The organism is Simiduia curdlanivorans, from assembly GCF_030409605.1.
Taxonomy (GTDB): domain Bacteria; phylum Pseudomonadota; class Gammaproteobacteria; order Pseudomonadales; family Cellvibrionaceae; genus Simiduia; species Simiduia curdlanivorans.
Window position 1 is genome coordinate 2,441,545 of sequence record NZ_JAUFQG010000004.1, and the last position, 20,605, is coordinate 2,462,149.

15 protein-coding genes are annotated in these 20,605 nt (G+C 52.1%); 12 read left to right on the plus strand and 3 right to left on the minus strand.

Going from position 1 to position 20,605, the window contains the following annotated elements; all coding sequences use genetic code 11:
• The first annotated feature begins 352 nt into the window (after window positions 1-352).
• The gene (locus QWY82_RS10790) at window positions 353-2,881 is read left to right on the plus strand and encodes a glycoside hydrolase family 3 protein (protein WP_290262154.1); all 2,529 of its coding nucleotides are present in this window, start codon (window positions 353-355) and stop codon (window positions 2,879-2,881) included.
• A gap of 217 nt (window positions 2,882-3,098) precedes the next feature.
• On the opposite strand, the gene QWY82_RS10795 is transcribed toward QWY82_RS10790, so the two are convergent.
• Both QWY82_RS10795 and QWY82_RS10800 read right to left on the minus strand, forming a co-directional pair.
• The gene (locus QWY82_RS10795; protein ID WP_290262156.1) at window positions 3,099-3,560 is read right to left on the minus strand and encodes a methylglyoxal synthase; all 462 of its coding nucleotides are present in this window, start codon (window positions 3,558-3,560) and stop codon (window positions 3,099-3,101) included.
• Window positions 3,561-3,717: 157 nt separating this feature from the next.
• Window positions 3,718-5,001: a sugar MFS transporter gene (locus QWY82_RS10800; RefSeq protein WP_290262159.1), complete on the minus strand. Its 1,284-nt coding sequence runs from the start codon at window positions 4,999-5,001 to the stop codon at window positions 3,718-3,720.
• Between the two features lie 452 nt (window positions 5,002-5,453).
• Between QWY82_RS10800 and zwf the strand changes: the two genes are divergently transcribed.
• The 8 genes from zwf to QWY82_RS10840 all read left to right on the plus strand — a co-directional run bounded on the left by zwf (window position 5,454) and on the right by QWY82_RS10840 (window position 14,995).
• Entirely contained in the window at window positions 5,454-6,890 is a 1,437-nt protein-coding gene (gene zwf, locus QWY82_RS10805; RefSeq protein ID WP_290262162.1) for a glucose-6-phosphate dehydrogenase, read from the plus strand.
• 3 nt (window positions 6,891-6,893) lie between these two features.
• Complete coding sequence (gene pgl / locus QWY82_RS10810) at window positions 6,894-7,580, plus strand: 6-phosphogluconolactonase (RefSeq protein ID WP_290262164.1); 687 nt, start codon at window positions 6,894-6,896, stop codon at window positions 7,578-7,580.
• A 35-nt stretch (window positions 7,581-7,615) separates the two neighbouring features.
• Window positions 7,616-9,472, plus strand: a complete 1,857-nt coding sequence (edd, locus tag QWY82_RS10815; protein WP_290262167.1) for a phosphogluconate dehydratase — start codon at window positions 7,616-7,618, stop codon at window positions 9,470-9,472.
• Window positions 9,473-9,480: 8 nt separating this feature from the next.
• Window positions 9,481-10,479, plus strand: a complete 999-nt coding sequence (gene glk, locus QWY82_RS10820; RefSeq protein WP_290262169.1) for a glucokinase — start codon at window positions 9,481-9,483, stop codon at window positions 10,477-10,479.
• 13 nt (window positions 10,480-10,492) lie between these two features.
• Window positions 10,493-11,125: a bifunctional 4-hydroxy-2-oxoglutarate aldolase/2-dehydro-3-deoxy-phosphogluconate aldolase gene (locus QWY82_RS10825; RefSeq protein WP_290262173.1), complete on the plus strand. Its 633-nt coding sequence runs from the start codon at window positions 10,493-10,495 to the stop codon at window positions 11,123-11,125.
• 169 nt (window positions 11,126-11,294) lie between these two features.
• Entirely contained in the window at window positions 11,295-12,299 is a 1,005-nt protein-coding gene (gene gap, locus QWY82_RS10830; RefSeq protein WP_290262175.1) for a type I glyceraldehyde-3-phosphate dehydrogenase, read from the plus strand.
• A 131-nt stretch (window positions 12,300-12,430) separates the two neighbouring features.
• Window positions 12,431-13,879, plus strand: coding sequence for a pyruvate kinase (pyk, locus tag QWY82_RS10835; RefSeq protein ID WP_290262177.1), 1,449 nt, complete (start codon window positions 12,431-12,433; stop codon window positions 13,877-13,879).
• A 114-nt stretch (window positions 13,880-13,993) separates the two neighbouring features.
• The gene (locus tag QWY82_RS10840; RefSeq protein ID WP_290262180.1) at window positions 13,994-14,995 is read left to right on the plus strand and encodes a LacI family DNA-binding transcriptional regulator; all 1,002 of its coding nucleotides are present in this window, start codon (window positions 13,994-13,996) and stop codon (window positions 14,993-14,995) included.
• A gap of 60 nt (window positions 14,996-15,055) precedes the next feature.
• Here QWY82_RS10840 and QWY82_RS10845 read toward each other — a convergent pair whose 3' ends face one another.
• Window positions 15,056-15,397, minus strand: a complete 342-nt coding sequence (locus tag QWY82_RS10845; RefSeq protein WP_290262183.1) for a hypothetical protein — start codon at window positions 15,395-15,397, stop codon at window positions 15,056-15,058.
• Between the two features lie 63 nt (window positions 15,398-15,460).
• Between QWY82_RS10845 and QWY82_RS10850 the strand changes: the two genes are divergently transcribed.
• The 3 genes from QWY82_RS10850 to QWY82_RS10860 all read left to right on the plus strand — a co-directional run bounded on the left by QWY82_RS10850 (window position 15,461) and on the right by QWY82_RS10860 (window position 20,586).
• A complete protein-coding gene (locus QWY82_RS10850; RefSeq protein WP_290262186.1) occupies window positions 15,461-17,623 on the plus strand; it encodes a type I secretion system permease/ATPase in 2,163 nt (720 codons plus the stop codon).
• Entirely contained in the window at window positions 17,604-18,980 is a 1,377-nt protein-coding gene (locus QWY82_RS10855) for an HlyD family type I secretion periplasmic adaptor subunit (RefSeq protein WP_290262189.1), read from the plus strand. Before QWY82_RS10850 ends, QWY82_RS10855 begins: the two co-directional genes overlap by 20 nt.
• Before the next feature lie 322 nt (window positions 18,981-19,302).
• Window positions 19,303-20,586: a TolC family outer membrane protein gene (locus tag QWY82_RS10860; protein WP_290262192.1), complete on the plus strand. Its 1,284-nt coding sequence runs from the start codon at window positions 19,303-19,305 to the stop codon at window positions 20,584-20,586.
• The last annotated feature ends 19 nt before the right edge of the window (window positions 20,587-20,605 follow it).

Genomic DNA, 20,605 nt, shown 5'->3' on the forward strand with positions numbered 1-20,605 from the left:
AACACACATCTAAACACCCAAATGCAAGATATCGACACAAGGGTCTTGCATTCTTATGGTAGTTTTGACTATATTGGTGGTGTGACGCGTTAGTGAGCCTTTTTGGGTGAGTATTTCAAGGGGCTGGGGTCACGGGTGTTTTGTAAGCACCGGTAATCTGATGTATGGGTACATCAGGCTGCGTATTCTCTCGTTCGCTTTGCCGGCCACCTTGGGTGGTCGGTATTTTTCAAGGTTAAGGCCTTAGATATTTAGATACGAGACGCATAAAAATAAACTCGTTGCGCCCGCCAGGGTGAATGAATGTCAAAAAAATAGGCTGAAAATCAGCGCATAATTCAAAGGCAGTGTTATGAAAACCACGCTTAAACTGGGGAGCCTAGGGTGTCTATTGTTGGCGCTAGCGGCCTGTCGTTCAGATCAGCCAGCGCCGGCTGAACAGGTTGCTTGGGCGCCAGTCAATAGCCCTATTCGCGCCGACGCAAAAACCGAGGCGCGCATCACCGAGCTGTTGGGGCAGATGTCTGTTGAGCAGAAGGTCGGGCAGCTGGTACAGGTTGAGATTCGCTATATAACACCGGCGCAGGTCAAGCAATACCACATTGGTTCAATTCTCAATGGCGGCGGCACCTTTCCCAATAACGACAAGTACGCCAGTGAAACCGATTGGGTGAATGTGGCCGAAGCCTTTTATCAGGCTTCCATGGACACCAGCGATGGCGATTTAGCGATTCCAGTCATCTGGGGTACTGACGCCGTGCACGGCCACAACAACGTGATTCGCGCGACCCTGTTCCCCCACAATATTGGCTTGGGCGCAACCCGCAACCCAGAATTAATACGCGCCATTGGTTCTGCCACGGCGCGCGAAGTGTCTGCCACCGGTGTGCAGTGGACTTTTGCCCCAACGGTGGCAACGCCGCGCGATGATCGCTGGGGTAGAACCTACGAAGGCTATTCGGAAGACCCGGAAATTGTGCGCCAATTTGCCGCGGAAATGGTCAAGGGCATCCAGGGTGAGGCTGGCACCAGCGAATTGTTTTCGCCCTCTAAAATGGTGGCCACGGTTAAGCATTTTGTCGGCGATGGCGGCACCTACATGGGCCGAGACCGCGGCGATACCAAAATAAGCGAATTGGAATTGAGAGATATTCACGCGCAGGGTTATTTTTCTGGCCTCAGTGCCGGCGCGCAAACGGTTATGGCATCGTTCAATAGCTGGAATGGCGAGCGGCTGCACGGCAGCTTCCACATGCTCACTGAAGTGCTAAAAAACCAAATGGGTTTTGATGGCTTCGTGGTCGGAGATTGGAATGGCCATGGCTTTGTGCCCGGCTGTGACTTCACCTCTTGCCCTCAGGCTATTAATGCTGGCTTAGATATGTTTATGGCCATTCAGGAATGGCATGACTTGCTGGAAAATACGATTCGCCAAGCAAAGAGCGGCGAAATTCCCATGGCCCGTTTGGACGACGCTGTGCGTCGTATTTTGCGCGTAAAAATGCGTGCCGGATTGTTTGATGGTGTATCGCCAAAGCAACGCGCGGTGCTTAACGGTGTTGGCGATGTGTTGGGCAACCCCGAGCATCGCGCGCTGGCTCGTCAAGCGGTGCGTGAATCTTTGGTATTGCTGAAAAACCAAGATCAGATTTTACCACTCAACCCCAAGCAACATATTTTAATGGCCGGTGACGGCGCCGATAATATTGGCAAGCAATCGGGCGGCTGGACGCTGTCGTGGCAGGGCACTGGCAACACCAATGCCGATTTCCCCGGCGCAACCTCCATTTACGCCGGTGTTAAAGCGGTGGTCGACGCTGCCGGTGGCAAAGTAACGCTGAGCGAAGAAGGTAAGTTTGATGACAAACCCGATGTCGCCATCGTGGTATTTGGTGAAAATCCATATGCCGAATGGCAGGGCGATATCAACTCGCTCGAATACCAGCCGGCAACGCGAAAAGATTTACAGTTGCTCGCCTCGCTTCGGGCCCAAGGCATTCCTGTAGTGTCGGTCTTTTTATCCGGTCGGCCTTTGTGGGTCAATGCCGAGTTGAATCAGTCCAATGCCTTTGTGGCCGCATTTTTACCGGGTTCTGAAGGCCAAGGTGTCGCCGATGTGATCATGGCAAAGGCGGATGGCTCAATTAATGTTGACTTCAAAGGCAAGCTCACCTTTAGCTGGCCGAAAGATTTAAGCCAAGTGATGTTGAATAAGGGCGATAAAAATTACCAGCCTTTGTTTCCCTATGGTTTTGGTTTGTCTTACAGCGATAAGGATACCTTGCCGAGCAATTTACCCGAGGACCGCAACCTAGCTGCGCCTGGTCAAGGGCCTGTACCCTTGGGCATATTTGAAAGCCGTGTGCTCGATCCTTGGCAAATTTATTTAGTCGACAGCGAGGGCAAAAAGCCGGTGACCACCAATACCGCCGAATCTTCAGCGGTGAGTTTAACCGGTCACGATTATCTACTGCAGGATGATGCGCGGCGACTCATTTTCTCGGGCACTGAACCTGCGTCAGTTGTCATCGCGTCAGATATCAGCGTCGATTTTTCTGGTTTCCTCGCCAGCAAGTCGAGCTTGATACTGGATTTGCGGGTGAACGCGGCACCCGAAGGTGCGGCGGCAATTCGTCTCGATTGCGGTGACGCCTGTAGCGGTGCTGTGGATATGACCACGTTGCTGAAACAGGGTGAGCTTAATCAATGGCGTAAAGTGTCGGTGGATTTACAGTGCTTTGTGAATGCCGGTTTGAAAATTGACGCCATTACCGCGCCTTTTGCCATAGACGCGGCGAGCAAAGTTGATATTTCTTTGGCAAACGTTCAGTTGCTACCAATGTCGGCGGGAGACGCCAATATTAGTTGTCAGCCGCAATAGAATGTAAAGTCACCAGATGGTAAAAAACCCGCGCAAGCGGGTTTTTTTATGGCCGATGAATAAATACCTAGGGAACCTCTCTGCGTGACCTGTAGCGGCCATCCGCTGCGTTGAACTTCTTGCTAAGGGCTACGGCCATTAGCTGCGAAACTCGCCTTGCGGCTGACCGCTACAGATCACGCAGAGCGGTACCAGAGTTATTCAGAGGTTCCCTAGCTTAGTTTCCCAGGCGCTCTTTTAAGTAACCCTCATAATCAGGCACTTGTCGGTCGAAGCTGCCGCGAAATAAGGTTGAATAGACCATCACATCGGCCGATGCGGGATTGCAGGCCACGGGAATATTCCACACGGCGGCAATGCGCAGCAAGGCTTTCACATCAGGGTCGTGTGGCAGCGGCTCGAAGGGGTCCCAAAAGAAAATTAGGAAGTCCACTTTGCCCTCGGTTATCAGCGCACCGATTTGTTGATCGCCACCCAAGGGGCCGCTAATTAACTTATTGATTGTTAAGCCCGCGTCGCGCTCAATCACCGCGCCAGTGGTGCCGGTGCCGTACAGTGTGTGCGGCGCTAAATCTTTATGGTGTTTTTGGCACCAGGCCACTAGCTCTTTTTTCTTGTTGTCGTGCGCCACTAACGCGACGCGCTTGGTGGCGGCCATGGTAACTGTCTTTTGCAGCATGAGTAATTCCTGTGACGGTTCAAAAGTCGTGCGGCCCTGCAGGGGCCAAGCTTCTCATTCAGCGTGAGCTTTGGTTGCGTATTGTAGCAGGGGCAGGGCGGTATTTGTCGGGCAAAAAAAAGCCCGCACAAGGTGCGGGCCAAGCGGTGCATCACACTTAGCGAGGCTGTGAGCCTTTTAATCCGTACACGGCGATATAGATGTAACAGACTAAGGGCAATATGAACGAGATTTGTAAACCAATACCGTCGGCCAACATACCCTGCATGAGCGGTACAATGGCGCCGCCAACAATCGACAGGCAGATGAGGCCGGCGCCATTGCTGGTGAGCCTGCCCAAGCCCGTGATGGCTAGCGCGAAAATGGTTGGGAACATGATTGAGTTGAATAGGCCAACGGCCAGAACAGACCAGAGCGCGATATTGCCGTCGGTCATCATCGTCACCGCCAGTAATATCACACAAGCGGTGGCATTGAATGCGAGAACATATTGCGGCTTCAATTTTTGCATTACCGCCGCGCCAATAAAGCGACCGACCATGGCGCCGCCCCAGTAGTAGGTAATGTACTCGGCGGCGGTTGCCTCGGGCATATTGCCAACTTCGGGCAGGGCGAAATAGTTCACCAGCAAACTACCTATGGCAACCTCGGCTCCTACATAGAGAAAGATGGCGATGGCGCCCATAATCAGGTGGGGGTGATGCCAAATCGTGTCGTTATCACCGCCGTGTACCACGGTTTCTTCTGGCGTGATGGCTGGCAGTTTAAACCACGCGAAGATGCAGGCAAGGGCGAACAGCGTCAGCGCTAAACCCACATAGGGAAGTTGTACGGCGGCAGCTTCTTGGGCGCGATGGCTGTCTAATTCGGCCGGGCTAAGCGCCGCTAATTGCTCTGCACCTAAAACCGCGGCAGACAGGATGAGCGTAGCGCCGAAGTAGGGTGCTACGGTAGTGCCTAGGGAGTTGAAGGCTTGGGTCATGGTCAGACGGCTGGATGCCGTGGCCTGTGGGCCTAGGGCGGTGACATAGGGGTTGGCCGACACTTGCAGTATCGTTATGCCAGCAGCGAGAACGAACAGCGCACCAAGAAACAGGGGGTAGTAGCGCAGGCTTGCCGCTGGGTAAAACATCAAGCAGCCAATGCCGGCAATAATTAGGCCGCTGACAATCCCTTTTTTGAAGCCAATCTTTTTAACCAGATGGCCTGCGGGCATGGATACTACGAAGTAGGCGCCAAAAAAGCAAAACTGCACCAACATAGCTTGGGTATAGCTGAGCGAAAAGACGCTTTTTAAATGGGGGATAAGGATATCGTTGAGGCAGGTAAGGAAGCCCCACATAAAAAATAAGATCGTTAACGCCGCTAAGGGTACGTTGTAGTTTTTGTCTTGGGTTTCACTCGCTAGCTGATAGCTGGCACTTTCGGTCGCACTGGCCATTGGTCACACTCCTGAAAATCTTATGCTTATAGTCATATGAACTCTAACAGTGTTTTGTGGTGCCGTCATCCGTTTCTGTGTTTTGCGATGCAGCTTTTCACTGTTGGAATGCGACTTTGATCCAAGTTGACAGCGCTGTCAATGGCAATATGCGCCTTTTGCGGGTCTAAGTGGCGATAATGGGTCTTTGTCTGCAGCCTAATTGTGGCATAATAGTCATCGATATATATCAAGCTGTTAGCGGGCTTGATCACATAAAAGACAGCTCTGCATACGTATGAATCGCCGCAATCGCATTTTGCGCCAAGCATTCCGTTGACAGCGCTGTCAATTAATAATTATGCTTCCCTCAGAGTCTTCTGCTGCTATTCCCGCAAAAGCGGGGTGGTTTTGGCGGTGTTGGATCTTGGCTAGTGGGTAAGTAGGTGCAGAAATAATTTAAGGGGTTTCAATTGCAGGCGACAGATTGGGTGATATTTGGCGGTACCGGTGATCTATCGATGCGCAAGCTTATGCCTGCGCTCTACCGTTGCGAAGAAGAGGGCCGAATGGTGGAGGGGTCGCGCGTCTTGGCGACGAGCCGCGGCAACACCACGCAAGAAGAATTCGTGCAGGGCGTGAAAGCAGCCCTGCAGAAGTTTTTACGCCCAGGCGAGTTTGAAGAGTCGACCTGGGTGCAATTCGCCGAGCGCTTGTTGATTGTCAATGTCGACCTCAGCGATGTGGCCAGTTGGAACGATATGGCCGAGCTACTTAAAGCCTCCGCAGCAACGCCGGTGTACTACCTCGCCATCCCGCCCTCGCTCTTTGGCGGTGTGTGCGCCACCTTGTCGAGCCTGGATCTCGTCAGCGACAGCGCCCGCGTTATCGTAGAAAAGCCCTTGGGTTACGATCGCGAGTCAGCCGAGGCAATTAATGGCGAGATCGCGCTGTATTTCACGGAGTCGCAAATTTTTCGAATCGATCACTACCTAGGTAAAGAGTCGGTGCAAAATTTATTGGCGCTGCGCTTTGCCAATCGCATGTTCGAAAATATTTGGGACGCCAACTCTATCGATCACGTGCAGATCACACTGGCCGAATCCGTCGGCGTTGAAAGTCGCGGTGGTTTTTATGATGGCGCCGGTGCCATGCGCGATATGGTGCAGAATCACTTGCTGCAACTCTTGTGTTTCGTTGCCATGGACCCGCCCAACGCGCTAGACGCAGACAGCGTGCGCAGTGAAAAGATTAAAGTATTGCGCTCGCTGCGCAAAATTACCGGCGACGATATCGGTAAGCACACAGTGCGCGCACAGTACGTCGATGGCGAGGCGGGCGGCAAGCCAGTCGATAGCTACATCGGCGATCTGGGCAAACCCAGTCGCACAGAAACCTTTGTTGCCATTCGCGCCTTTGTCGATAACTGGCGCTGGAAGGGTGTGCCCTTCTACTTGCGCACCGGCAAACGCATGAGCGGTCGCTATGCCGAGATGGTTATCCAGTTCAAACCGGTGACTCACTCGTTGTTTGGCAAGGAGCAAAACAATCAATTGGTGATTCGCCTGCAACCGGAAGAACATATCTATATCAATCTGATGAGCAAGGATATCGCCAGTGCCGATGTAAAACTGCGCCCCATTGAATTTGAAATTGATTTGGCGGCCGAGTGCAATGCGCCGGTGGCAGATGCCTATAAGCGTTTGATGCTGGATGCCATGACCGGCAATGGCACCCTGTTTGTGCACCGGGAAGAAGTGGACTACGCCTGGCGCTGGGCTGACCCGATCATTGCCGGTTGGAAGAAAAACTTGGCGCCCCTGTCTTATTACGCGGCGGGAACCAATGGCCCTGAATCTTCTGAAGATTTAATGGCAGATGATAATCGCCAATGGCATGTGCAGGATTAAGTTGTGATTAAAGAATATTTTTTCGAATCTAAACAGGCACTGCAAGCGCAGCTAGAGCAAGACTTGTTGGCGCAGGTGGATCTGGCGCTAGCCTCCGCCGGCAAAGCCAGCTTGCTTTTATCCGGTGGCAGCACACCTGGCCCTGTGTATGAAGCCTTGGGTAAGGTGTTAGACCCGCGCGTGCAAGTGGCGTTGGTTGACGATCGCTGGGTTGCCTTGGATCACAAGGGTAGCAATGAAGCCCTGTTGCGTAACTGCTTTCCGGCCCAGCAAGTGATTGGCATGAAAACGCCGGATGCGAAACCCCAAGCGGCCGTTGCTGCAGTGAATCAAGCTTACCAACAATTGCATCAACCCTTTGCCATAACTGTATTGGGTATGGGCCCGGATGGGCACACCGCGTCGCTGTTTCCCAACGCCGAAGGACTAGACGCCGCACTTGCCGAGACAGCGCCAAACTGCGTGGCGATTACCGCCAAGCAAAGTGCGGTCACCGGTGAGTTGGTGGATCGCATGACGCTGTCGCTCAATGGCATTTTAAATAGTAAGAAATTAATTCTGTTGATCACCGGCGACGATAAGCTCGCGGTCTATCAACAGGCAAAAACAGTGAACAACATAAGTGATATGCCGGTCGCCGCGGTACTGCAACAGCAGCAGGTTGACTTGGATGTTTATTGGGCTAAATAGCCCCATCACCTAAATGAATTTTGTAAAGGCTAAACATGACCTCTGAAGCAACAACCAAACTTAACCCCGTTGTGGCGCAAGTAACGGCCACAATTATCGAACGCAGCCGCGCTAGCCGCGCCGATTACCTCGCCCGGATGGAAGCGCAAGCGGAGCAGGGGCCACACCGTAAAACTTTGCCCTGCGGTAACCTCGCACACGGGTTTGCCGCCTGCGGTAGCACGGATAAAGATCTACTGTCGCAATCCGATGTGGCCAATATCGCTATCGTATCGTCCTACAACGACATGTTGTCGGCGCACCAGCCCTTCGAAGATACTCCGAAAGCTATTAAAAAAGTGATCGCCGCCAAGGGCAGTGTGGCGCAGTTCGCGGGCGGTGTTCCGGCTATGTGCGACGGTATAACCCAGGGCATGCCGGGCATGGAGTTGTCGCTGTTTTCTCGCGATGTTATCGCCATGTCTACCGCTATTGCGTTGTCGCACAATATGTTTGATGGCGCCCTATGCCTAGGTGTTTGCGATAAAATTATTCCTGGCATGTTAATCGGCGCTTTATCCTTCGGCCACTTGCCGATGATTTTTATTCCCGCCGGGCCAATGCCCTCGGGTTTACCGAATGATGAAAAAGCCCGGATTCGACAGTTGTTTGCCCAGGGAAAAGTCGGGCGCGAAGAATTATTGGCAGCGGAAAGCGCCAGCTACCACTCTGCTGGCACCTGTACCTTCTACGGCACGGCAAATTCCAATCAGCTGTTAATGGAAATCATGGGCCTGCATCTGCCCGGTAGTTCTTTTATTAACCCCAATACACCGCTGCGTGAAGCCTTAACCGCTGCCGCCAGTGAACAAGTATTAAATTTGGTTAAGAGCGGTTCCGATTACCGCCCGCTGGCAAAAATTGTCGATGAAAAGGCTATCGTCAACGCCGTGGTTGGCTTGGTGGCAACCGGTGGCTCAACTAATCACACCATGCATTTGGTGGCTATGGCGGCGGCTGCCGGCATTGTTTTAACCTGGGACGATTTCTCGGCGCTGTCGGCGGTTATTCCGTCGCTGACAAAAATTTATCCCAATGGCGTGGCCGATATTAACCATTTCCAAGCGGCTGGCGGCATGTCATTTTTAATTGCGACGCTGCTAGACGCGGGTCTGCTGCATGCCGATGTGCTCACCGTTCACAGCGAGCCGGGTTTGCAGGCCTATCGCACCGAGCCGCAATTGCGCGAAGGTAAGCTAGCTTGGGTTGATGGCCCAGCGGAATCGCTCGATACCAGCGTATTGCGTTCGGCGACAGATCCGTTCAGTGCCGATGGCGGTTTAAAAGTACTGAAAGGTAATTTAGGGCGTGGTGTTATTAAAACCTCTGCGGTAAAAGAGGAGTATCGCGTACAAGAGGCGCCGGCGATTATCTTTCAAAGTCAGGCCGAGTTTATTTCGGCGTTTCAGCAAGGCTTGTTAGAAAAAGATTTTATCGCCGTGCTGCGCTATCAGGGGCCGCGCGCCAACGGCATGCCGGAGTTACATAAGTTGGTGCCCATCCTCGGCAGCTTGCAAGACAAGGGCTTTAAAGTTGGCTTGGTAACCGATGGCCGTATGAGTGGCGCCTCAGGCAAAGTTGCCGCCGCCATTCACGTGACCCCGGAAGCAGCGGCCGGCGGCGCCATCGGCAAGGTTCAGAATGGCGATATCGTGCGCTTGGATGCCACCACAGGTGAATTAAATGTACTGGTCGATCAAGCCGTGCTGGATGCGCGTATTGTTGCCATGCCGGATTTGTCGGCCAATCAAACGGGCTGCGGTAGAGAATTGTTTGCAGTGCTGCGCAATCAAGTAACCGGTGCCGGCACTGGCGCGCGTAGTTTTGATTTGTCGGTAGATGAGGGCTTGTGATGAGTGCTTTGGCATCAACAAATTTCGCGCAAAACCCGCAAACTATTTTTCCCTATGTGGTGGCCGATATCGGCGGCACTAATGCGCGTTGGGGTTTGGTGACGGCGCTAGAGGCCAGCGGCCACTATCGCATCGAGTCAATTAAAACCTTTGAAAATAAAACCCATCCCAAGTTTGAAGACTCGCTCGCGGCTTATATCGATTACTTAGCCGGCGTGCAGGTTCGCCATGTCTGCGTAGCCTTAGCGGGCCCGGTTTTAGGCGACCGCATAGAGATGACCAATATCAATTGGTCCTTTTCCGTGCGCGAAGTCGAGGCCGCGTTTTCATTGCAAAAACTGTTAATCGTCAACGACTTTACCGCCTTAGCTTATGCCACCAGTGCGCTAGTAGGCGAGCAGTTAATTACCATAAAACCGGGTCAGCAAAAGCATGCCCCGCGCGCCATTCTCGGCCCTGGCACCGGTTTGGGTATGGCGTCGCTTATTCCCGTGGGTGAAACTTGGTTGCCGCTAAGCGGTGAGGGCGGCCACACCGCCTTTGCGCCCCGCGGTGAAGAAGAAATTGCGCTGTGCCAATATTTACAAAACAAGCAAGGCTACCTTTCCAAAGAGACCTTCCTATCTGGCGCGGGGCTAGAGCGAATTTACGCTGGTTTAGCAGCTGTTCGCGGCCAAACCATCGCGCCGAAATCGGCTGCCGCAATCAGCGCTACCGCTGTGTCTGGCGAAGATGCTTTGGCGGTCGATACGCTGAATTTATTTTGCGCTGTGATGGGGTCTGCGGCTGCTGATTTAGCCTTAACAGTTGGCGCCTTAGGCGGTGTTTTTTTGGGTGGCGGTATTTTACCGAGGGTGCGTGAGTTTTTGTTGCAAAGCCCGTTTGTAGAAAGGTTTTGCGATAAAGCGGTGATGTCGCACTATGTAAGAGAGATACCTGTTTTTCTAATCGTGGCTGATGAGCCTGCACTTATCGGTGCAGCTGCTTTATTGGCTGAACATTCGTAACTTTGGATTAATTATGTTTTCAGCAATTGAACGAGTTGTAAATGCGGCGCCAGTGGTTCCGGTGATGGTTATCGAAAAAATTGAGCACGCCGTGCCCTTGGCCAGAGCCTTAGTGGCAGGTGGCCTGCCAGTGCTTGAAATCACCTTGCGCACCGATTGCGCGCTTGAGGCGATCAAACAAATTAAAGCCGAAGTTGAAGGCGCCATCGTTGGCGCTGGCACGGTCAATACGCCCGCCGATGTCGAGCGCGCTGTGGCGGCCGGCTCCGAATTTTTGGTGTCTCCCGGATCAACCCCCGCCTTGATCGACGCAGCAATTGCTTCGGGCGTGCCTTTGTTGCCGGGAGTAAATTCGCCTAGCGAAGTGATGGCATTAATGGAGCGCGGTTTGCGCTATTTGAAGTTTTTCCCCGCCGAAGCGGCTGGCGGCGTGCCCATGTTGAAGTCCATCAGCGGCCCGCTACCCCAAGTGAAGTTTTGCCCAACCGGTGGCGTTAGCTTGAAAAATCTCAATGATTATTTGGGTTTGCCCAATGTGGTTTGCGTTGGCGGTAGCTGGATGGCGCCGGTTGAACTGATGCGTGCCGGCGATTGGGCCGGTATCGAGAAGTTAGCGCGTGAAGCGCGCGCAGCCGCTGGCAAGTAGTTTACAGAATGAGGTGAGAAGTGAATGCCCTGTTATTAGCGGGGTATTTCGAGAGAAGTGTATAGCCGAGAGACATCGGACATATCCGTAAAACCCTGAGCAGATAAAAATCTGACGCGGTTTCACATTTAGCCAACTTATTGAAAAGACAGAGTTAAGGGTAAATATCATGATTAAAGTAGCAATTAACGGCTATGGCCGAATCGGTCGAAATACCTTGCGCGCGCTCTATGAGAGTGCACTTAAGGATAAAATTCAAATTGTTGCTATTAACGATTTGGGTGATGCCAAAATGAATGCGCATCTCACTCGCTACGATACCGTGCATGGTAAGTTTGCCGGCACTGTCGAGGTGGATGGTAATGCGATGATCGTCAATGGCGATGTGATCCAGATCTTCTCCGAGCGCGACCCAAAGAATCTACCTTGGGCGCAATTAGGCGTCGATGTTGTCTATGAGTGCACGGGTTTCTTTACCAGTAAAGCTAAGGCAAGCGCGCACATTGATGCCGGTGCTAAGAAAGTTATTATTTCCGCGCCCGCAGCCGACGCCGACATTACCGTGGTTTACGGTGTTAACCATGACAAGTTGACCAAAGATCATCAAGTTATCTCCAATGCGTCCTGCACCACTAACTGTTTGGCACCCGTTGCCAAAGTGTTGAATGATGCCATCGGTATTGAGCAGGGCATGATGACCACCGTGCATGCTTACACCAATGATCAGAAGTTAAACGATGTTTACCACGATGACATGTACCGTGCTCGCAGCGCTACCCAGTCGATGATTCCTACCAAGACGGGTGCAGCCTCCGCTGTGTCTCTGGTGCTGCCTGAGTTAAAGGGCAAGCTCGACGGCATGGCCGTGCGTGTGCCGACAATCAATGTGAGCTTAGTGGATTTCAACTTCCTAGCCAGCCGTGAAACCAGCGCCGAAGAAGTGAATGCGTTGATTGAAAAAGCCAGTGCTGGTGCTCTGAAAAATGTCTTGGGTTACAATCTCGAGCCGTTGGTCAGTATCGACTTCAACCACAATACTCACTCTTCGGTATTCGATGGCACCCAAACTAAGGTGGCCGGAAAGTGGGTCAAGGTAATGAGCTGGTACGACAACGAATGGGGTTTCTCAAATCGTATGCTCGATAACACCATCGCATTGATGAATGCAAAGTAAGATCGAAGGTTCGTTACCGTAAAGTTACCTCGCTAGAAAGGTAGCTTGCGGCTCAGGCGAGGGAGCCTGGCGACTTTGCGCTAACCTCGAAAGGCGCGCTCAGTCCATATTCACAGAATGACGGAATAGCTATGTTAAGAAGAACCAAGATTGTTTCCACACTAGGTCCTGCAACGGATGATCCAGCGGTATTGGAGCGTTTGATTCTGGCAGGTGTCGATGTTGTGCGTTTAAATTTTTCCCACGGTCAGCCTGAAGACCATCAGTTGCGAGCGAACTTGGTGCGCGAGTTTGCCGCCAAACACAATCGCCACGTAGCGGTACTCGGTGATTTGCAAGGGCCTAAAATTCGTATTGCTCGTTTTAAAACTAGCAAAATTGAATTAGCCAAAGGCGATAAGTTTTTTCTCGACTCTGAATTAGATACCAATGCCGGTGATCAGAACGGTGTTGGCATCGACTATAAAGAGTTGCCTGGCGATTCGCGCTCTGGCGACATCTTGTTACTCGATGACGGTCGTGTTGTATTCGAAGTAGATCAAGTGGTTGGTACCCGTATTTTTTGTACCGTCACTGTCGGTGGTCCGCTGTCCAACAATAAGGGCATTAATAGGCAGGGCGGTGGACTTTCTGCGCCGGCCTTGACCGAAAAAGATCATCGCGATATTGAATTGGCGGCAAAAATTGGCGTCGATTACTTAGCCGTGTCTTTCCCGCGTAAAGCCAGCGATATTCACCGCGCGCGCGATCTGTTGATTAAGGCGGGTGGTTCTGCACGCATCGTTGCTAAAATTGAGCGCGCTGAAACTGTATTCGATACAGATTGCCTAGACGATATTATCTGCGCATCCGATGCGGTGATGGTAGCGCGTGGTGACTTGGGTGTTGAAATTGGCGATGCCGCGCTGATTGGCGTGCAAAAAGATTTGATCAGCCGTGCCCGTCGCTTGAACAAGGTGGTGATTACGGCGACGCAAATGATGGAGTCTATGATCAATAGCCCTATGCCAACCCGCGCTGAGGTGTTTGACGTAGCTAACGCAGTCTTAGATGGCACCGATGCGGTGATGTTGTCGGCCGAAACGGCAGCGGGTAAATACCCGATCGAAACCGTTGAGGCGATGGTGCGAGTCATCTTGGGCGCAGAAACCCATCCCAAGGCTAACTCGTCGCTCGAGTCATTCAATATGAGTTTGGCATCGGTTGATCAGTCTATCGCCATTGCGGCCATGTTTGCTGCAACCCGTATGCAGGGCGTGAAAGCCATTATCTGTATGACGGAATCGGGTAGCACGCCTTTGTTGATGTCTCGTATTAGCTCTGGCCTACCGATTTTTGCCTTCAGTCGACAGAAAGAAACTCAGGCGCGTGTGGCCATGTTTCGCGGTGTGCACAGCATCCCCTTCGATAACAAAGAAATTGCCAATGAATTGGTCAATCAAAGTGCTGTTGATGAACTGAAAAAACGTGGCATTGTTAATGATGGTGACTTGGTTGTTATTACCAAGGGCGATTTCATGAATGTGTTAGGCGGTACTAATACCATGAAGATCGTTAAAGTAGGGCAGGCGGTTAAGTAACTGTTTGTACCTTGAGCCGGGCTAGGCCCGGCTTTCTATTTTTCGTTAAAGCCAAGTGATATTCATTATTGGCTCTAATTTAATGGCGATATTTACTTAATTCTGGGGCGATAGTTGGCAAAAGCAACCATCGATGATGTAGCAGCCTTGGCTGGTGTGTCGATCAAAACCGTTTCTCGCGTGGTTAATAGCGAACCTAACGTGCGAGCGGCTACCCGGGAAAAAGTGCAAAAAGCGATCGACAAGTTGGGCTATCACCCGAGTCAGTCAGCGCGAAGCCTGGCGAGCAACCGCTCATTCTTGGTTGCGCTTTTGTATGACAATCCATCGGCCAGTTATGTCATCGATGTGCAAAACGGTATCTTAGCCGAGTGCCGACCCGCTGGTTACGACTTGTTAATTCATCCCTGCGATCACGCAGACCCAGAGCTAGAGCAACAGGTTGTCAGCCTCGTGCGTCAATCGAGAGTGGACGGTGTGGTGTTAACACCACCCTTGTCTGACCATGAAAATCTGGTGCGGCGCTTGATGGAGTTGCACATTTCAGTGGTGGTGATAGCGCCGGCTCAAGACGCCATACCCTGTTCCAGCGTGATGACCAATGATGAGGAGGCCGCTTTTGCCATGACTTCTCGCTTACTCGAAAAGGGCCATCGGCGCATCGGTTATATTTTGGGTCACCCGGATCACAAAGCCATGGCGAATCGCTATCAGGGCTACCAAAAGGCGTTGATGTACCAAGGTATCCCCGTGGAAAAGCGCTTGGTCGTGCAAGGCATGAACAGTTTTGAATCGGGCTATTACGCGGCGGAAAAATTGCTGTTGTCGGCAAATCCGCCCAGCGCTATTTTTGCCAGCAATGACGATATGGCCGCGGGCGCCATTAAGTTAGCCCACAAACTTGGCAAAAAAATTCCCAGTGACGTGGCCATAGCGGGCTTCGATGATATTCCTGCGGCCGAGCAACTGTGGCCGGGTTTGACCACCGTGCGCCAACCCATCGTAGAGATGGCGCGCCAGGCTGCGCAGCTGATGTTAATGCAGCTCAGATCCTCTGAGCCGGTTGTGCAACACCAGCGCGTTAAGTCGACCTTGATTCAGCGCGAGTCGGTTTAGCTAGCCTCTGCTCGCGGGCGTTTGCTCGCCTCTTATTTCTTGCCGCTTCTTACTCGCCTGTTATAGCAGCTCACTATCGTCTAAAAAATTATCTTCTGCCTCTTGCAGGTGGGAGCGTAGCCTTTCCCTGTCGAGCAGTTTCTGTTGCACCACATTCGGCAGGTCGGTGAACAGAATCAGATTCTTGGAGATCAATAAGTGAATCAAATCTTCGGTAATGCGGGCGATATCCTGATCCGATTCGGCCAGCGCGCGTTTGAAGGCCTCGGGCGTCGGCATGGTGGTTTGGGCTAAAAAACGCTCAACCTCTGGGTGGCTAGCGGAGAGCTGCTCACTCGCTTCTTCTGCATCGCCATGCAGGCTAACAATTCGTCCGGCGGAATCGCGTTTAACGTAGGGCATGAGTTGACCTGTGCTGTGGCTTAATAGACTATGCTGCAAATTACTGTCTTACAGAGCATAGCAATGAATTCAGAAGCCTTGGCAGGCGTTTCTCAGGAAAAAAGCCAGCGGCAGCATGATCCACTGTTGGAATGCCTACTTTCTTTGGCTAAGCGAGAGCATCGCCAGTGTTCGGCCACGTCCCTCGTGGCAGGCCTGCCACTAGTGGATAATCGTCTTTCGCCCGATTTATTTGTGCGCGCGGCCAAGCGCGCAGGGTTATCAGCCAAGGTGGCCAAGCGCACATTGGCTGAAATTCCCTCGCTGGTTTTACCCGTTGTACTTTTACTTGAAGACAATCAAGCGGTGGTCTTGCTCAAGCGTGAAGACAGCGGCGACTTACTTTTGCTCGATACGGCAACTGATGGCCGTGTCACGCTGAGCGCCGATGAACTGGCTAAATCTTATACCGGCTATTGTATTTTTTGTAAGCCAGAGCACCGCTATGACGAGCGCACCTTGGAGTTGGCGCGCCAGCACGATGGGCACTGGTTTTGGCGGGTGATTGGCAAATCTTGGCGGATTTATCGCGATGTTTTAGTGGCTTCTGTTTTAATCAACCTGTTTGCCCTAGCTAATCCGCTGTTTGTCATGAATGTGTACGACCGGGTGGTACCCAATGCCGCCTTGGAAACTTTATGGGTCTTAGCCATTGGCGTGATGTTGGTGTATGGCTTCGATTTAATTTTAAAGTTATTGCGCAATTACTTTATCGAGGTGGCGGGGAAGAAAGCCGATGTACAGTTGTCGGCCTATATATTCGAACGCGTGCTCGGGGCCCGCTATGAAGAACATCCGCAATCAGTGGGTGTGTTTGCCAGCCAATTGCGCGAATTTGAATCGATCAGAAGTTTTATTACCAGCTCCACGGTAACGGCCTTTGTCGATCTCCCTTTTACGGTCTTATTTCTTGTTGTGATCGCTTATCTGGGTGGTCCCTTAGTGTTGGTGCCCTTGAGTGCTATCCCCATCATCTTAATTTTCTCTTGGTATATGCAGCGCAAATTGGGTTTTGCCGTAGAGGAAACCTATCGCTCCTCGGCTCAGAAAAATGCCACCTTGGTGGAAACCTTAACGGCCTTAGAGACAGTGAAACTGATTGGCGCCGAAGGCCGGTTGCAGCGCTCGTGGGAAAAGTCGGTTGGGCATCTGGCGCAGTGGGGGCAAAGGGTCAAATTGCTGACCTCTACCACCACGGCCGGCGCCGGCATGGTGCAACAGGTGGCGGGCGTGGTTGTGGTAATTGTTGGCGTGTATCAAATTGCCGAACGCGACCTCACCATGGGTGGGTTAATTGCCTGCGTGATGCTAGCGGCCAGAGCTATGGCGCCTATGGCGCAGGTGTCTGGGCTCATGGTGAATTTCCATCAAACCAAGACGGCGCTAGAATCTCTCGATGCCATCGTGAATAAGCCCCAGGAGCGGGATGATGACAAACCCTTTGTGGCGCGCTCGCAGTTAAAAGGCAAAATTACCTTCGATAAAGTGACCTTTTCCTACCCGGGTGAAAAGCAAACGGCGGTCGAGCAGGTTAGTTTCACAATTGATGCCGGCGAGCACGTTGCCATTATCGGCCGCATCGGCTCGGGCAAAACAACGCTGCAGAAATTAATGACCGGCTTGTATCGGCCATCGCAAGGCGCGGTGTTGATTGATGGGGTCGATCAAAGTCAAATTGACCCGGCGGATTTACGCGCGCACATCGGCTCGGTACCACAGGATGTGACCTTGTTTTTTGGCTCGGTGCGGGAAAATATTTTATACGGTAACCCCATGGCCACCGATGAGGATGTGATTCGCGCAGCCCAGATTAGCGGCGTATCCGAATTTGTTAATGCCCACCCCAATGGCTTGGATCGGCAGGTGGGTGAGCGCGGCTCAGCGTTATCGGGCGGGCAACGGCAGAGTATTGCCATCGCGCGCGCGGTGCTCAACCAACCGCCCATTTATATCTTGGACGAACCCAGCACGGCAATGGATAACAGCACGGAAGAGCGCTTGAAGCGTCACCTCACGCAAACCTGCGATGGTAAAACCTTAATTGTCGTGACCCACAAAACCTCGCTGTTGACCTTGGTTGATCGCATTATTGTTTTAGATCAGGGGCGGTTGATTGCCGATGGTCCGAAAGATTCCGTGCTAGAAGCACTTAAAAAGGGGCAGCTTCGTGTTTCACCCGCTCACTAAATGGCGTCAATACGTAGGCTCTGCAGATGACCCTGTTGAGCGGCCGCACTTTGACGATGATTTGGATTACATGTCGTCTTCGGCCGCTGCTGTTTTGCAGCAGTCGCCGCGCGGCGGCCAGGCTTTACTCTGGGCCGTTGTGGTGTTTTTCGTGGTCATTCTATTGTGGGCGAGTTTTGCTTCCGTCGATGAGTTTACCCGTGGCGAAGGGCGTGTTATTCCTTCGCAAAAACTACAAGTTATTCAGAACTTGGAGGGCGGTATTGTTCAGGAATTATTCGTGCGCGAAGGGCAGGTGGTAACCCGCGGCCAGCCCTTGTTGCGAATTGACGACACCTTATTTAATTCATCGCTACTCGAAACCGATGTAACCCTCGATCAATTAACAGCAAAAGTGGTTCGCTTGGAGGCGGAGGCTGCTGGGCGAGAATTTTCGCCCGACAGCATCAAAGATGTAGACGAGCAATTTGTCGCGCAAGAGTTTGCCTTATTTACCTCGCGTAAATTGGAGCGCCAAACCGGCGAGTCCGTATTTCGCGAACAGGCTACGCAAAAACAACAGGAGCTGAATGAACTGGTGGCGCGCGAGCGCCAAATCGCGCGCAGCTATAAATTATTGGAATCTGAGTTGGAACTGACCCGGCCCTTGGTGCAAGACGGCGCTGTGTCGGAAGTGGAAATGTTGCGCTTGGAGCGCCAGGCCAATGATTTACTGGGCGAGCTCGAGAGCGCCCAGCTCGGCATTCCGCGCGCCCAAGCCGGGCTGGATGAAGTGAAAGAAAAGTTAGCTGCCTCGCAGCTGGCGTTTCAATCGGAGGTGCAAAAAGAATTGGCCGAGGTTAAAGGTGAATTGTCGCGCCAGCTGCAGTCCAGTAAAGCCGCGGAAGATCGGGTTATGCGAACCTTGGTGCGCTCACCCGTGGCCGGCACGGTTAAGCAAATGCTGGTGGATACCATCGGTGGAGTGATAAGGCCCGGTATGGATATTGTGGAAATCGTCCCCAATGAAGATAAGTTGTTGGTTGAGGCCCGCGTGCGTCCGGCTGATATTGCCTTTATTACCCCTGGTCAGGTCGCCAATGTCAAAGTCACCGCCTACGATTTTGCCATTCACGGCGGCTTGGAAGGCAATGTGGTGCAGATAAGCCCTGATACCATCGTCGACGAAGAGGGCAACAGCTATTACCTGGTTCGAATCGAAACCGGGTCGGCATTTCTTGGCACCGAGGCCAACCCGCTGCCGATCATTCCTGGCATGGTGGTCAGTGTTGACATACTCACCGGCGAGAAGACTATCCTCGACTACCTGCTGAAACCTATTCTCAAAACCAAGCAGCTCGCCCTCCGAGAGCGCTGATTAAGCATAAGCACATACCTTTTTTAGAACTATTCCGCTTGTTCTGGCTCCAATACCGGTATTATTGTCATATGTCTGGCGGGTAATGCCCTATTTTTGGCGCTTAATTCCCTGCACAATGGCAAAATCCACGTTTTTATAACGAATGATTGTGGTACTGACGTACCTTTATGGCCGTTGATTAGACCGCTCGGTTATTCGTTTTTACGCTTTAAGAAGTTTTTATTAGGTCATTATTGCCTTTTCTCAGACGTAAATGTGAAATTGGTCACGTTTATCTTCCGCAATAGTGTGGTGAAGGATCAAGGAGTTATTGGAATTCATGAAGTTCATTAGATCGCTAATCATTGGCTTACCGTTATTGGGCACAGCTAGTTTTGTTCACGCACTGTCTTTAGAAGACGCAGTTAGGCAGACTCTTGAATCCCACCCCGAGGTCCTGGCTGCACAGCATGAATTAAATTCTCGCAAGGCTGAAGTTAGCCTCGCCAAGGCGGGTTACCTGCCAAAAGTTGATGTCACGGCGGGTGTTGGCTACGAGGAAACGCGTAACCCATCTACCTTAGATGAAACGGTTTCTTTAAATCGCAACGAATTGTCACTACAAGCCCGGCAGTTGGTCTTTGATGGCTTTGCCACCTCGGAAGAAGTGAATCGTCAGCGCGCCCGCGTGGATAGCGCCAGCTATCAAGCTTTGGCGTCCACCGACAGCGTCACCCTGCGCACCGCGGAGGTGTATCTCAATCTGTTGCGTCAGGTGGATCTGCTCCAGTTGGCGAAAGATAGCTTGAAAGAGCATCAGAATATTTACGATCAAATGGTGCTGCGCAACCGCTCTGGTGTTGGCAGCAAGGCCGACTTAGATCAAATCTCCGCACGTTTAGCCTTGGCCAATAGCAATTTGGTGGTGGCTGAGAACAATCTGCTCGATGCGCGCACCAACTTTTATCGCGTGGTAGGTTTCCTGCCCGACACTAAAGCCATGGCGATGCCCAGCCAAGTGGTACAGCTACCGGCGGATATGGAAGCTGCCGTGGGCGAAGCTTCCGAGCGCCATCCCACATTGCTGGCTGCCGTTGCCGATGTGAATGCCGCGCAAGCGCAATATGAGGCGGCGGGCAGTAACTACTGGCCGACCTTGCAGTTAGAAGCCGACAAAAACATCGACAATAATATTGGCGGTGTTGAGGGGCGCGACGAAGACTTAGTGGTGGCTTTGCGTCTGCGCTACAACCTCTATAACGGTGGCGCGGATAAAGCCCGTCGCGGTCAAACCGCTTACTTGCTCGAACAGGCCCGTGAAATTCGCAACAACACACACCGTCAGGTGATCGAAAGCATGCGCTTGTCCTGGAGCAATTACGAAGCAGTGAGTAATCAGCTGCGTTACTTGCAGGAACATGTCCGCGCCGCCAGTAGCACTAAAAAGGCTTATCAACAGCAGTTCAATATAGGCCGCCGCACGCTGTTGGATTTATTGAACACCGAAAACGAACTGGTGGATTCCAAGCGCTCATTAATTGGTGCCAATTATGATCGTTTGTTTGCCCAGTACCGTATTTTGAATGCAAAGGGCGACCTTACTGCCTACTTAAGTGGTCAATAGCCACTAAACTGTAAGGATA